The 13,410-nt window shown below is 69.0% G+C and carries 11 protein-coding genes; 5 read left to right on the top strand and 6 right to left on the bottom strand.

Annotated elements, in window-relative coordinates:
- The first annotated feature begins 139 nt into the window (after positions 1–139).
- From DTS01S_RS07285 to DTS01S_RS07275, 3 genes are all read left to right on the top strand, one after another.
- A complete protein-coding gene (locus DTS01S_RS07285) occupies positions 140–1,204 on the top strand; it encodes a homocysteine S-methyltransferase family protein (protein ID WP_017406622.1) in 1,065 nt (354 codons plus the stop codon).
- A 22-nt stretch (positions 1,205–1,226) separates the two neighbouring features.
- The gene (locus DTS01S_RS07280; RefSeq protein WP_016452208.1) at positions 1,227–2,549 is read left to right on the top strand and encodes a hypothetical protein; all 1,323 of its coding nucleotides are present in this window, start codon (positions 1,227–1,229) and stop codon (positions 2,547–2,549) included.
- A 298-nt stretch (positions 2,550–2,847) separates the two neighbouring features.
- The gene (locus DTS01S_RS07275; RefSeq protein ID WP_026062702.1) at positions 2,848–3,846 is read left to right on the top strand and encodes a porin; all 999 of its coding nucleotides are present in this window, start codon (positions 2,848–2,850) and stop codon (positions 3,844–3,846) included.
- Here DTS01S_RS07275 and DTS01S_RS07270 read toward each other — a convergent pair whose 3' ends face one another.
- A complete protein-coding gene (locus DTS01S_RS07270; RefSeq protein WP_016452206.1) occupies positions 3,847–5,499 on the bottom strand; it encodes a methyl-accepting chemotaxis protein in 1,653 nt (550 codons plus the stop codon).
- Between the two features lie 651 nt (positions 5,500–6,150).
- Positions 6,151–7,452, bottom strand: a complete 1,302-nt coding sequence (locus tag DTS01S_RS07265) for a CaiB/BaiF CoA transferase family protein (protein ID WP_017406619.1) — start codon at positions 7,450–7,452, stop codon at positions 6,151–6,153.
- Positions 7,453–7,612: 160 nt separating this feature from the next.
- Between DTS01S_RS07265 and DTS01S_RS07260 the strand changes: the two genes are divergently transcribed.
- Positions 7,613–8,527, top strand: a complete 915-nt coding sequence (locus DTS01S_RS07260) for a LysR family transcriptional regulator (RefSeq protein ID WP_012202113.1) — start codon at positions 7,613–7,615, stop codon at positions 8,525–8,527.
- A gap of 36 nt (positions 8,528–8,563) precedes the next feature.
- Here the strand turns inward: DTS01S_RS07260 and DTS01S_RS07255 are convergent, their stop codons facing one another.
- Genes DTS01S_RS07255 through DTS01S_RS07240 form a run of 4 tightly spaced genes read right to left on the bottom strand, consistent with a single transcriptional unit; the run spans position 8,564 to position 11,799 of the window.
- Positions 8,564–8,992: a PaaI family thioesterase gene (locus DTS01S_RS07255; protein WP_017406618.1), complete on the bottom strand. Its 429-nt coding sequence runs from the start codon at positions 8,990–8,992 to the stop codon at positions 8,564–8,566.
- A 14-nt stretch (positions 8,993–9,006) separates the two neighbouring features.
- Complete coding sequence (locus tag DTS01S_RS07250) at positions 9,007–10,164, bottom strand: acyl-CoA dehydrogenase family protein (protein ID WP_013800068.1); 1,158 nt, start codon at positions 10,162–10,164, stop codon at positions 9,007–9,009.
- 22 nt (positions 10,165–10,186) lie between these two features.
- A complete protein-coding gene (locus tag DTS01S_RS07245; RefSeq protein WP_017406617.1) occupies positions 10,187–11,398 on the bottom strand; it encodes a thiolase in 1,212 nt (403 codons plus the stop codon).
- On the bottom strand, positions 11,395–11,799 hold the full coding sequence (locus DTS01S_RS07240; RefSeq protein ID WP_026062701.1) for a Zn-ribbon domain-containing OB-fold protein: 405 nt from the start codon (positions 11,797–11,799) through the stop codon (positions 11,395–11,397). Before DTS01S_RS07240 ends, DTS01S_RS07245 begins: the two co-directional genes overlap by 4 nt.
- 366 nt (positions 11,800–12,165) lie before the next feature.
- On the opposite strand from DTS01S_RS07240, the gene fmdA reads away from it, so the two are divergent.
- Positions 12,166–13,398, top strand: coding sequence for a formamidase (gene fmdA, locus DTS01S_RS07235; RefSeq protein WP_046241120.1), 1,233 nt, complete (start codon positions 12,166–12,168; stop codon positions 13,396–13,398).
- Positions 13,399–13,410 lie beyond the last annotated feature (12 nt).

The following is a 13,410-nucleotide window of genomic DNA, read 5'->3' as shown; positions in this document are numbered from 1 at the left end:
ATAGGCCCTTCCTCGGTGTCTCTGGCGTGGGGGCGCGCTAGTTTCATAGGTCGCGCCTTTTGTTTGGGGCGCAGGCCGTTTTTCTGGGGGAATCCTCGTGCCCGGCACGGCCGCCCCGGAATTCCTACAATCGCTGCCCATGAGCCTGCCCCAGTACACCCGCGCCAAAGAGCTTCCCGCCATCCTTGCCAAGCGCCTCGTCATTCTTGACGGCGCCATGGGCACCATGATCCAGCGCTTCAAGCTGGGAGAGGCCCAGTACCGGGGCCAGGGCTACACGGGCCCGGGCAGCGTGGGCGACCGCTTCAAGGACTTCCCGCATGACGTCAAGGGCAACAACGAGCTGCTGTCGCTCACCCGCCCCGACGTGATCCGCGACATCCATGAGAAGTACCTGGCCGCCGGCGCCGACCTGATCGAGACCAACACCTTCGGCGCGACCACGATTGCGCAGGACGACTACCACATGGCCGATCTGGCGCGCGAGATGAATCTCGAGAGCGCCCGGCTGGCCCGCGCGGCCTGCGACAAGTACAGCACGCCCGGCCATCCGCGCTACGTGGCCGGCGCCCTGGGTCCCACGCCCAAGACGGCCAGCATCAGCCCCGACGTGAACGATCCGGGCGCGCGCAACGTGAATTTCGAGCAGCTGCGCCAGGCCTACCTGGAGCAGACGCTGGCGCTGATCGAGGGCGGCGCCGACGTCATCCTGGTCGAGACCATCTTCGACACGCTCAACGCCAAGGCCGCGCTGTTCGCGGTGGACGAGGCCTTCGAGCAAAGCGGCGAATGCCTGCCCATCATGATCAGCGGCACGGTGACCGATGCCTCGGGCCGCATCCTGTCCGGGCAGACGGTGACGGCCTTCTGGCACAGCGTGCGCCATGCCAACCCGCTGTCCATCGGCCTGAACTGCGCGCTGGGCGCGGCGCTGATGCGCCCCTACGTCCAGGAACTGAACAAGGCCGCGCCCGAGACCTTCATCAGCTGCTACCCCAACGCCGGCCTGCCCAATCCCATGAGCGACACGGGCTTTGACGAAACGCCCGAAGTCACCAGCCGCCTGGTGCATGAGTTCGCGGCCGAAGGCCTGGTCAACATCGTGGGCGGCTGCTGCGGCACCACGCCGGACCACATCGGCGCCATCGCCAAGGCCGTGGGCAGCACGCCCACGCGCCGCCTGTTCTACCCGGAATCGGCCTGATCGCGCGGGCGGAGCCTCTGACATGAGTTCGCCGCTGCCGCCCGTTCCGTCCCCAGCCGCAGGGCTGCCGCAGCCCGTGGCGGCGCCTGTGCCCGGCCCGGCCGCTGGTGCGCCGGTGGCGCCGGCTTCACCCGCGTCATCCGCCTCACCCTCCGTTCCCGTCACGCCGCCAGCGGCCACGGCCGTGCGCTGGTCGCCCGAGATGCTGCAAAGCCTGCGCCTGCAGGCCTTCGAGCAATTGGTGGCCCAGCTGGCGCGCCAGGTGCAGGCCAGCCCCGGCGCGCCTGCGCCGCAGTGGCCGGCCAGCGGCGTGTCCGAGGCGCTGGGCCGGCTGTTGCAGGCCCTGCTGGCCCAGGTGGGCACCCAGCAGGGCCAGGCCCTGCAATTGCTGGCGGCCCAGCCGGGCTCGGCGGCATTGCTCCAGGCGCTGGCGGCAGGCACGACGGCGCCTGGCGGGCAGGATCCCCGGAGCGCTCCATCGGCCCAGGCCGGACCGCCCATCCCGTCTGCATCGACAACGCCTGCGGCCTCCATGCCGCCCGCCGCTGCCGCAGTGACGCTGGCCGTGGCGGCTGCCAAGGGCAAGGTGATGGATGCGCTGCTGGCCGGATCCGGGCTGGCGCCGCAGGCCGGGGCGCGCCCAGCAGGGGGCATTGCAGGCGGCGCTGCCGGGGGGGCCACACAGACCCTGCCCGCCCTGCAAAGCTGGTGGGTGCAGCAGGGCACGTTGCTGACGCCGCAGGGCGAGCGCGGCTTCACGCTGAGCCTGCAGGTGCCCCAGGCCTGGGCCCAGGCGCAGGGCGCGGCCATGGCGCTGGCGGCCGCATCGGCTTGCGCGCCGGGTGCGGCCCCTTTCACGGCGGCGGCCCTGCCTGCGGGCGCTGCGCTGCCCTTGGCGGGCGCGCAGGCCACGGAGCCGGGCCTGCGCCTGCCGCTGGATGCATCGCTGCAATCGCTGGCCTCGGGGCCGGTGGCCGTGGTGGTGCAGCCGCGTGGCGCCGATGCGCTGCGCACCAGCGCCCTGCTGCTGCTGGAGCTGCAGCCGCTGCGCCAGCCCGGTGGCGCCATGGCATCGCCGGCCGGGCTGGCCTCGGTGGCGTCGCTGTCGCCCGCGTTCGCGCAGGAGGTGCAGCAGATGCTGCAGCAGCGCAACGATCCCTGGCTGCACATGGCGGCGGCCCAGGCTTCGGGCGCCCTGCCGCGCGAGCGCCGGGCCTTCGAGCACCAGTCGCATTTCTGTACCACCGAAGGCTGCCAGTACGAGGGCCGCGCTCCCTGTGCCCAGCCCTTTTGCAGCGAGATGAACCGGCTCTGGGACGTGTCGCGCACCGAGCGCAGCCGCTGAGACCGGCCTTGCGAAACTGACCGGGCCTGACGGTGGCGTGGTCATCGCCGGCCCCTGCTTTCATAATGCCGCCTGTTGCCCGCCACCTGCGCGGTTGACGTCTTTGGCCGGGATGTTTGACGAATGTGCAGCGATCATGCTGCGATCTGCATCCTGGCTGCCTTCAAGTCGCGGCTGGCCACCAGCCCGCCGCGCACCTTTCCAGCCACCCCGGTTGTGGCAGCCCCCGTCGCCGTTCGCGCATGCCCCCGGGCCGCGCCGGTGTTGTGCCATCTTTCATTTCAGGAACCCGTTCAGGATGCGTTGTACCTCCCGCTTGACCCTTGCCTCTCTCGCCATCGCTGCCGCCCTGCCGGTGGCCGCCCAGTCATCTGGCGCCGGCTCCAACGTCACCATCAGTGGCTATCTGGACGCGGGTGTGTTCCGGGATTTCGACAAGACCAGCAAGCTGGGAACGATTCAGCGCAGCAACCTGGCCATTGCCGGCTTCGAAGACCTGGGCGGCGGCCTGAAGGCCACCTTCCGCCTGAGCACGCGCTTCGACCTGGACACGGGCCTGACCGAGGACTATCCGAAGAAGCCCTTCTGGCATGACGAGTCCACCGTGGGCCTGCAGGGCAACTGGGGCCACCTGCGCCTGGGCCGCGCGCTCAGCGCCATGTGGAGCCAGGAATGGCAGTTCGATCCCTGGGGCAACTTCAACCGCATCGCCTCGCCGGCCTGGCACATGGCCCACTACCTGACGCCCACCGACCGCGCCAGCAACAACGGCTCGCCCGAATACGGCCGCATGTCCAACGGCGTGTTCTACGACTCGCCCAAGTTCGGCGGCTTTTCCCTGCACCTGAGCGCCTCGCCCGAACGCACCCAGGCGCCCGGCCGCCAGGGCCGTGCGCGCTCGGTATCGGTCAACTACGACCAGGGCGCGGTGGCGGCCATGGTGGCGCACGAGCGCAACGGCAGCGGCGACACCGACCTGTACATGGGCGGCAAGTACCGCATCGGCACGGCAGCGGTGATGCTGGCCTATGACCGCAGCAAGTCGGGCACGCCCGGCACGGGGCCCGACAAGTCGCGCATGGTGTCGCTGGGCGCCACCTACGGCATGGGCGCGACCACGCTCAAGGCCAGCTATGCGCGCCAGCGCCTGGACCGAGACACCAACAACATGCTGTCGCTGGGCGCCGAGTACGCGCTGTCCAAGCGCACCATGCTCTACACCAGCCTGGGACACCAGCGCTACGAGAACCAGAGCTCGCGCACGGCCTTCGGCGTGGGCATGGCCCATTCGTTCTGATCAATGCGCTTCCCAGCGGCCTGACTGGGCTGCGCTGGTGATCCTGGCCGGGCCTGGAGCCGGCATGGGCTGAGGGGTGGCGGGCAGGGCGGTGAGTTCCATGCCGCGCTCCAGCTTGAAGACGCTCACGGCCTGCTGCAGGCCGTAGGCCTGTTCCTGCAGGGACTGTGCTGCTGCGGCGGCTTGCTCGACCAGGGCCGCGTTCTGCTGGGTGACCTGGTCCATCTGGGAGATGGCCTGGTTGATCTGCTCCAGGCCCGCCGTCTGCTCCACGCTGGCAGCGGTGATCTCTCCCATGATGTCGGTCACGTTGCGCACGCTGCTGACGATGTTCTGCATGGTCTGGCCGGCCTGCGCCACCAGGGCCGATCCGGTGCTGACCTTGCCGTTGGAGTCCTCGATGAGGAGCTTGATCTCCTTGGCTGCATCGGCGCAGCGCCGCGCCAGTGCGCGCACCTCGGCCGCCACCACGGCAAAGCCCCGGCCCTGCTCGCCCGCGCGCGCCGCCTCGACGGCGGCGTTGAGCGCGAGGATGTTGGTCTGGAAGGCGATGGCGTCGATCACGCCGATGATGTCGGCGATCTTGCGCGAGGAGGCATGGATGGCGTCCATGGTGTCCACAACCTGGGACACCACCTCGCCGCCTTGCTGGGCGACGGTCGAGGCCGAGGCTGCCAGCTGGTTGGCCTGGCGCGCGTTGTCGGTGTTCTGGCGCACGGTAACGGTGAGCTGCTCCATGGAGGCGGCCGTCTCCTGCAAAGAGCTGGCCTGGTGCTCGGTGCGCAGCGACAGGTCGTTGTTGCCCGAGGCGATCTGGCTGGAGGCCGTGGCGATCGAGTCCGTGCCGTTGCGCACCTGCCTGACGATGTGGATGAGGCTCTGGTCCATGCGGTGCAGCGCGTGCAGCAGCTGGCCTGTTTCGTCGGTGGTAGTGGCCTGGATGCGGCGCGTCAGGTCGCCTTCGGCCACGGCCTGGGCCACGCCCACGGCCTCGATCAGCGGCCGCGCCACGATGCGCGCCAGCGCCAGCGCCAGCGCCAGTCCCAGCGCGATGCTGGCGGCCAGCAGCCCCACCACCCAGGCGCGCGCGCTGCGGTACAGATCATTGGCGTGCCTGTTGGCCTCCTGGCCGGCATCGTGGTCGATCTGCACCATGCGGTCGATCTGGTCGTACAGGCGCCGGCTCAGCTCCAGCGATTCACCCTGCGCCAGCACCAAGGCTTCGTCCTTTCGGCCGTTGCGTGCCAGGGTCATGATCATGGCGTGCTCCCTGGCATATGCGCTGCGCAGCCGGCCCAGCTCGTCGTAGGACGCCCTTTCCTGCTCGGTTTGGATGAAGCTGGCGTAGTTGTCGTAGTTCGTCTGGATCTTGCTCCACAGGTCGCTCATGATGGCGTCGAAGGCCTTGATATCCTGGTCGCTGGTGGAGATCAGGTACTGAAGCTCGTTGGCGCGGTAGCGCGCCGTGGTGGCGCGGATGGTGAGCAGCATGCGCGACGAGGGCATCCAGCGTGTGGCGATGTCGACGGACGCCTGGTTGATCTGGCTGAGCCGCATCACGGCATACAGGCCCACGAAGGTGGTCAGCGCCAGCACGGCCAGGAAGGCCAGCAGCAGCTTGGAGGAGATCTTGAGGTTGCGAAAGGCTTGCATGGCGAAGTTCTGAAGTCGTATCCCTTGAACGGCAAGGGAGCAAAAAAAGGCGTGCAGCAGGGCACACCTGGCCTGCGGTGCAGAGCAAGGTGGAAAGGGATCAACGAAGGCAATGACGAGGGCCGGCGCGTGCGCTCAGGGGGGGAACCAGCCCGAGGTCCGGCAGATGCGGCCCTTGATGCGGGGTCTCATGGCGCAGGCCCTTCCAGGGCGGCAGGACTGCGGCTGGCCATGCGCTGGCCTGATGCAGGGCAGGGGCGGTGGATGCGGAAGATGCCGAGCCGTCCGCCTACACCTTTTGGCGCCCGGACGCCAGCTGCGGCCCGGTGCTTGGCGGCGGCTGCCGCCTTCTGCGCCCAGGTGCTGCGGATGGGTGTCCTAGGGATTTCGGACAGGAAAGAATTGGCTATGTGCATCTGTGGTGGGGATTATTTCCGCACCGCCAGATGATGAGAATGCTTCCTATCTGATTTTCGATAGGACGTGTCCTAAAAGCGGTTTGCGGGCGCGCGACACGGCCGTCCGCACCGTCTTCGCACCGGCTTTCGCTCCGTCATTTGTGCCGTCATGTGCGCCGGTGCGACGGGCCGGCCCCCAGCCTTCAGGACGTCAGGACAGCCGCGTGACAGCGTGTGCCAGGTGCCTGGTCGTTCAGACCACGCCCTGGTCGCGCAAGGCCTGCAGCTGCTGTGCATCCAGGCCCAGGCGCTGGCGCAGCACCTCGTCCGTGTGCTGGCCCAGGGCCGGCGGCGCATGGCGCAGCGTGGTGGGCGTGTCCGACAGGCGCAGCGGGCTGGCCGTGGTCACCACGCGGTTGATGGTCTCGCCGGCAGGCGGCGTGGCGCCCGGGTAGCGTTCCTGCTCCACGCGCAGGCCGCGTGCACGCACCTGCGCATCGTCGAAGGCCTGGCCGATGTGGTTGATGGGGCCGCAGGGCACGGCCTTGTCCTCCAGCAGCGCGATCCATTCGGCCGTGGGCCGGCCGCGCGTGAGATCGGCCATCAGCGGGATCAGCGCGTCGCGGTGGATGACGCGGCCGGCATTGGTGGCAAAGCGCTCGTCGCTCGCCCAGTCCGTGCCGGCCGCCTCGCAAAAGCGCGCGAACTGGCCGTCGTTGCCGATGGCCAGCAGCATGCGGCCGTCGGCCGTGGGGAAGTCCTGGTAGGGCACGACGCTGGGGTGGGTGTTGCCCTGGCGGCCCGGCACATGGCCGGTGTTCAGGAAGCCCGCGCCCTGGTTGGCCAGCACGGCCATGGCCACGTCCAGCAGGGCCATGTCGATGTGCTGGCCGCGTCCCGTGCGGTGGCGGGCCTCCAGTGCGCCCAGGATGGCCGTGGTGGCATACATGCCCGTGAACAGGTCGATCACGGCCACGCCCACGCGCAGCGGGCCGCCGCCGGGCTCGCTGTCGGCGCGGCCCGTGATGCTCATGAGACCGCTCATGGCCTGCACCAGCAGGTCGTAGCCGGCGCGCGGCGCATAGGGCCCGGTCTGGCCGAAGCCCGTGACCGAGCAATAGATGAGGCGCGGGTTCAGCGCGCTCAGCGAGGCGTAGTCCAGGCCGTAGCGCTTGAGGCCTCCGGTCTTGAAGTTCTCCACCACCACGTCGCTTTGCATGGCCAGCTCGCGGATCAGCCGCTGGCCCTCGGCCGTGGCCATGTCCACGGTGACCGATCGCTTGTTGCGGTTGCAGGCCGCGAAGTACACGGCGTTGTCCGAGGGATTGCCTTGCGCATCGGGAAAGAAGGGCGGGCCCCAGTGGCGCGTGTCGTCGCCCTCGCCGGGTTTTTCGATCTTGATCACGTCGGCCCCCATGTCGGCCAGGTTCTGGGTGCACCAGGGGCCGGCCAGCACGCGCGAGAGGTCGAGCACGCGCAGATGGCCCAGCGCTCCTGCGGTCTGGGTGGCCGCGTTGTTGATGGGGCTGGGGGAGGGGGTTGCTGTGTGGTTCATGGGCTGAGGCGGCTATCCCGGGCAGATGGGCCATGCTACGGCGCGGCGGCCCGCCGTGGCTTCGCATTTGTGAAAGCGCGCGTTCGCGCCCGGCCGGCACTGCGGTTTGTACTGACGCGCAGGGCTCAGCCGGGGCCGCTGCGGCTTTCTACAATGCCGGATGGCCATGCATTTCGATCTTGTGGATCTGCGCCTCATGGTGCACATCGCCGACGCCAACAGCATGACGCGTGGCGCGGAACTTTCCTTCATCTCCCTGCCGGCGGCCAGCACGCGCATCAAGAACCTGGAAGAGAGCATCGGCACCAAGCTGCTGTACCGCACCAGCCAGGGCGTGACGCTGACGCCGCCGGGCCAGGCCTTCGTCACCCATGCGCGCATGGTGCTGGGCCAGATCGAGCACCTGCGCGGCGACATGCAGGAGTACGTGCGCGGCATCAAGGGCCATGTGCGGGTGTTTGCCAACACCACCTCGCTGGGCGAGTTCCTGCCGCCCGTGCTGCGCCACTACCTGCGCCGCAATCCCGACGTGAACATCGACCTGCGCGAGCGCCTGTCGCACGACATCGTGCGTGCCGTGACCGAGGGGCAGACCGATATCGGCATCGTCGCCGGCCTGGTGCGCACCGAGAACCTGGAGACCCTGCCCTACCGCCGCGACCGCCTGGTGCTGGTCGTGCCGCGCGGCCATGCGCTTGATGGCGAGATGCAGATGGCCTTTGCCGACACGCTGGACCTTGACCATGTGGGCCTGCACGAATCCAGCGCCATCCACGCCTTCCTGCGCCAGGCCAGCGACCAGCTGCACCGGCCCATCAAGCAGCGCATCCAGGTGGGCAACTTCGAGACGGCCTGCCGCATGATCGAGTCCGGCGTGGGCGTGGGCGTGCTGCCCGAATCGGCCGCCAGCCGCCATGCGCATTCCATGGACATCGCCATCGTGCCGCTGTCCGATGCCTGGTCGGTGCGCGAGATGCAGATCTGCGTGCGCAGCCTGGAGGCCCTGCCGTCCTTCGCCCAGGAGCTGGTGGAGCTGCTGGTGGCCGACGCACAGGGCCGGCTCACGCTGGAGTAGGGGCCCACCGACGGCTGCCCGCCGACCGCCGCCCGTTCAGTCGGCCTGGGCCGTGCCCCGGTCCAGCGTGGTCGGTGCCAGCCAGTACTTGAATGTGCCGGTGGCCGTGGCCACCAGCTTTCCGTCTTCATCAAGCAACTGCGCCGCGCAGCTGCACAGGCTGCGGCTGGCGTGCACCACCCAGCCTTCGGCCAGCAGCGCGCCCTTGCCCGGGCGGTGGAAGCGGCTGCTCATCTCCACCGTCACGGCGGTCTGCGATGGCGCACCGGGCAGCTCGCCGGCGGCGCGCGACATCACGGAGTCCAGCAGCGTCATGAGCACGCCGCCGTGCGCGGCCGGCAGCTGGTTGAGCAGTTCCTCGCGCATGTGGGGCAGGCGCACATGGACCTTGCCGGGCGGCGCGGGCACCTGCGAGGCGCCGATCAGCCGCATGAAGGCATTGCGGTCGGGGGGCGGTGCACTCATACGGCTCATGTGGCTCATGCGGCGCGCGCCTCGCGCACCATGTTGCGCGCGATGATGACCTGCTGGATCTGGGTCGTGCCTTCGTACAGGCGGAACAGCCGCACGTCGCGGTAGAAGCGCTCGATACCGAACTCGGCCAGGTAGCCCGAGCCGCCCAGGATCTGCACGGCGCGGTCGGCCACGCGGCCCACCATCTCGGTCGCGAACATCTTGCAGCACGAGGCCTCGGTGGAGACGTTGCGGCCTTCGTCGCGGCGGCGCGCTGCGTCGATCACCATGCACTCGGCCGCATACAGCTCGGCCTGGCTGTCGGCCAGCATGGCCTGCACCAGCTGGAACTCGCAGATGGGCTGGCCGAACTGCTTGCGCTCCAGCGCATAGTTCAGCGCGTCGCGCAGGATGCGCTGCGCCACGCCCACGCTCACGGCCGCGATGTGGATGCGGCCCTTGTCCAGCACCTTCATGGCGGTCTTGAAGCCCTGGCCTTCCTTCAGGCCGATGAGGTTGGCCGCCGGCACGCGCACGTTGTCGAAGAACACGTCGCAGGTGTGCGCGCCCTTCTGGCCCATCTTCACGTCGTTCTTGCCGAAGCTGATGCCCGGCGACTTCGCATCCACGATGAAGGCCGAGACGCCGCCCGCGCCCTTGTTGGCCGGGTCGGTGCGCGCCATCAGCGTGAACATGCCCGCATGCGGCGCGTTGGTGATGAAGCGCTTGTTGCCGTTGACCACATAGTGGTCCCCGTCCCTGATGGCGGTGGTGCGCAGCGAGGCCGCGTCCGAGCCCGCCTCGGGCTCGGTCAGCGCGAACGAGGCCATGATCTCGCCCGTGGCCAGCTTGGGCAGCCAGGCCGCCTGCTGCTCGGGCGTGCCGTCGATGAGGATGCCCTGCGAGCCTATGCCCACGGTCGTGCCGATCACCGAGCGGAAGGCCGGCGCGGTCTGGCACAGCTCGAAGAGCACGCGCACCTCTTCCTCCATGGTCAGCTCCAGCCCGCCGAACTGCTCGGGGATGGTCATGCCGAACAGGCCCAGGTTGCGCATCTCCTGCACGATGGACTCGGGAATCTCGTCGGTCTCGGCCACTTCGTTCTCGGCGGGCACCAGGCGCTCGCGCACAAAGCGGCGCACGCTGTCCAGCAGGGCTTCGAGGGTTTCTTGGTCGCGGATCATTGCGGTGTGCTTCCTGTGCGGTTCAGAGGGTTTCGGCGGTTCCCAGCACCGCCGTGGATTGGCTTGACAGCGTGCCGCCGTTGCCGTGCACCACGGCCGTGCGGTGGCGTCCCAGCTGGCGCTGGCCGGCCTCGCCGCGCAGCTGGCGCACGGCCTCGATCAGCGCAAAGATGCCGTACATGCCCGGGTGCACGCAGGACAGGCCGCCGCCGTTGGTGTTGACGGCCAGCCGCCCGCCGGGCGCGATGCCGCCCCCGGACACGAAGGCGCCGCCCTCGCCCTTGGCGCAAAAGCCCAGGTCCTCCAGGAACAGCAGGGTGTTGATGGTGAAGGCGTCGTAGACCTGGGCCATGTCCATGTCGGCAGCGGTGAGCCCCGCCATGGCAAAGGCCTGGGCGCCCGACTGCGCGGCGGCCGTGGTGGTCAGGTCGGGCATGCAGGAGATCTGGCGGTTCCAGATGGCCGTGGCATTGCCCAGCACGTAGACGGGGGGGCGCGGCAGGTCGCGGGCACGCTCGCCGCGTACCAGCACGATGGCGCCCGCGCCGTCCGTCACCAGGCAGCAGTCGCGCACGCTCAAGGGGCTGGCGATGGGGCGGGCCGAGAGCACGTCCTCGATGGTCAGCGGGTCGCGCATGAAGGCTTCGGGGTTGAGCTGGGCCCAGGCACGCGCGGCCACGGCCACCTCGGCCAGCTGCTCGCGCGTGGTGCCGAACTCGTGCATGTGGCGCGCGGCCGCCAGCGCATAGGCGGTCACGGGCAGCACGGGCTCGTAGGGGAACTCATAGGGCTGCGGGTCCAGGAAACGCCGCGCCGCCTGGCCTTCCTTGCGGCCGAAGGTGGCCGAGCGCTGGGCGCTGCCGTAGCACACCAGCACGGCCTTGCACTGGCCGGCCTCCAGCGCGCGGATGGCGGGCAGCAGGTGGGCGATGAAGCTGCTGCCGCCGATCATCGTGCCGTCCACGTAGGTGGGGTTGATGCCCAGGTGCTCGATCACGGGCATGGTCCACATGCTGGCGTTGACGCTGCAGGTGGCCAGGCCGTCGATGTCCTGCATGGTCAGGCCGGCATCGGCCACGGCCGCATGGGCGGCGCGCACCAGCAGGGTCATGTCGTCCATGCCGGGTGCCTCGCCGCAGCCATAGGTGGCGGCGCCGGCAATGGCCACGCGCCCGCGCAGCGGGCGGTTCACGGCGGCGGCGTCCAGGGTGGATTGGGGGATGCGGGTGTTCATGCTGCACCTCCACGGGAAGCCTGTGGAGCCGGTTGCAGCGCGGGCTGGAACAGCACCAGGCCGCGTCCGTCCTTGCTCGCCACATGGGCGCTCACGCGCTGGCCTATGCGCACGTCGGCCGGCGCAATGCCTTCGACGCGGCCCATCATGCGCACGCCTTCGTCCAGGTCGATCAGGGCCACGTTGTAGTCGCCGCCGGCATCGCTCTTGCGTGCGACGGTGGAGGTGGAGTAGACCGTGCCCTGGCCGCTGGCGCGCACCCAGCGCAGCGGGCTGGCGCCGCAGTGCGGGCACAGCTCGCGCGGGGTGAAGACATGGCGCGTGCATTGCGGGCACTGCTGTATGCAGAAACGGCCGGCATCGAGTTCGGCCTGGTAGTGGGTCTGTGCGCTCAGGTGCATGGGCGGTGTTTCCATTCTTTGTGTTCTTGGCGCTGCGCCCGGCGGCATGCAGGGCAGCGGCTGTCCGCCAGCATGCCCGCATCGCGGGGCCGCTTCAATTCGCCAATCTGGAAGGGTGGCTTCACCAGCGCCGGCGCCCGGCTGTCAACCCAGGGTTGCTGCCTAGGCGGGCCGGCAGGCACGGCTGCTATGGTGTTTATGCATTCCCGGACTTTTCTTCATACCCGCCCTGCGCCGCCTGCCGGCGCACCGAGGGCGCGCCGCCGCTTTGGCACGGCGTGGCGCCACAGGAAGGCCGGCAATGGCGTGCCGCACCCCGGCCCGTTCTCCGCTGTCGATCCCCACCCACCCAGGAGGTTTTTGCACATGACGGATACGCTGATCAAGGTGGACCTGAACCGCCCGCCCACCGACAACGAAAGGGTCCACAACCGGTGGCACCCGGACATTCCCATGGCCTGCTGGGTCCAGCCCGGCGACGACTTCATCCTGGAGACCTACGACTGGACCGGCGGCTTCATCAAGAACAACGACAGCGCCGACGATGTGCGCGACATCGACCTGACCACGGTGCACTACCTGTCCGGCCCCGTGGGCGTGAAGGGCGCCCAGCCCGGCGACCTGCTGGTGGTGGACCTGCTGGACATCGGCGCCAAGCCCGACAGCCTCTGGGGCTTCAACGGCTTTTTCTCCAAAAACAATGGCGGCGGCTTCCTGACCGACCATTTCCCCTCGGCCCAGAAATCAATCTGGGACTTCAAGGGCATGTTCACCAGCTCGCGCCACATACCAGGCGTGAACTTCCCCGGCCTCATCCATCCCGGCCTCATCGGCTGCCTGCCTGACCGGCCCATGCTGGAGATGTGGAACGAGCGCGAGCGCGCACTCATCGCCACCGACCCCGAACGTGTCCCAGGCCTGGCCAACCCGCCATCGGCCGGCACGGCCCACATGGGCCAGATGCGCGGCGAAGCGCGCGACAAGGCCGCCGCCGAAGGCGCACGCACCGTGCCGCCGCGCGAGCATGGCGGCAACTGCGACATCAAGGATCTGTCGCGCGGTGCCAAGGTGTTCTTCCCCGTCTATGTGGACGGCGCCGGTCTGAGCGTGGGCGACCTGCACTTCAGCCAGGGCGATGGCGAGATCACCTTCTGCGGCGCCATCGAGATGGCCGGCTGGGTGCACATGAAGGTCGGACTCATCAAGGGCGGCATGGCCAAGTACGGCATCAAGAACCCCATCTTCAAGCCCAGCCCCATCACGCCGCGCTATGACGACTACCTGATCTTCGAGGGCATCTCGGTGGACGAGAGCGGCAGGCAGCACTACCTGGATGTCAACGTGGCCTACCGCCAGGCCTGCCTGAACGCCATCGAATACCTGAAGAAGTTCGGCTACAGCGGCGCCCAGGCGTATTCCATCCTGGGCACGGCGCCCGTGCAGGGCCATATCAGCGGCGTGGTGGACGTGCCCAACTCCTGCGCCACGCTGTGGCTGCCCACGGGCATCTTCGACTTCGACATCAACCCCAACGCCGCAGGGCCTGTCGTCCAGTTCGACGGCAGCGTGGACATGCCCCTGTCCCCCGACCTGCGCTGACGCCAAGGAGCC

It is taken from the genome of Delftia tsuruhatensis NBRC 16741 (assembly GCF_001571325.1).
Taxonomy (GTDB): domain Bacteria; phylum Pseudomonadota; class Gammaproteobacteria; order Burkholderiales; family Burkholderiaceae_C; genus Comamonas; species Comamonas tsuruhatensis.
Note: the sequence above shows the minus strand (reverse complement) of the source record. Positions and strands in the feature narration are given on the sequence as shown.

Excerpts from the sequence above, each read along its gene's own strand:
- DTS01S_RS07240 (WP_026062701.1), bottom strand. The coding sequence starts at position 11,799 with ATGCACCTGAGCGCACAGACCCACTACCAGGCCGAACTCGATGCCGGC.
- DTS01S_RS07265 (WP_017406619.1), bottom strand. The coding sequence starts at position 7,452 with ATGAACCACACAGCAACCCCCTCCCCCAGCCCCATCAACAACGCGGCC.
- DTS01S_RS07250 (WP_013800068.1), bottom strand. The coding sequence starts at position 10,164 with ATGATCCGCGACCAAGAAACCCTCGAAGCCCTGCTGGACAGCGTGCGC.
- DTS01S_RS07275 (WP_026062702.1), top strand. The coding sequence starts at position 2,848 with ATGCGTTGTACCTCCCGCTTGACCCTTGCCTCTCTCGCCATCGCTGCC.
- DTS01S_RS07280 (WP_016452208.1), top strand. The coding sequence starts at position 1,227 with ATGAGTTCGCCGCTGCCGCCCGTTCCGTCCCCAGCCGCAGGGCTGCCG.
- DTS01S_RS07245 (WP_017406617.1), bottom strand. The coding sequence starts at position 11,398 with ATGAACACCCGCATCCCCCAATCCACCCTGGACGCCGCCGCCGTGAAC.
- DTS01S_RS07270 (WP_016452206.1), bottom strand. The coding sequence starts at position 5,499 with ATGCAAGCCTTTCGCAACCTCAAGATCTCCTCCAAGCTGCTGCTGGCC.
- DTS01S_RS07260 (WP_012202113.1), top strand. The coding sequence starts at position 7,613 with ATGGCCATGCATTTCGATCTTGTGGATCTGCGCCTCATGGTGCACATC.
- fmdA (WP_046241120.1), top strand. The coding sequence starts at position 12,166 with ATGACGGATACGCTGATCAAGGTGGACCTGAACCGCCCGCCCACCGAC.
- DTS01S_RS07285 (WP_017406622.1), top strand. The coding sequence starts at position 140 with ATGAGCCTGCCCCAGTACACCCGCGCCAAAGAGCTTCCCGCCATCCTT.
- DTS01S_RS07255 (WP_017406618.1), bottom strand. The coding sequence starts at position 8,992 with ATGAGTGCACCGCCCCCCGACCGCAATGCCTTCATGCGGCTGATCGGC.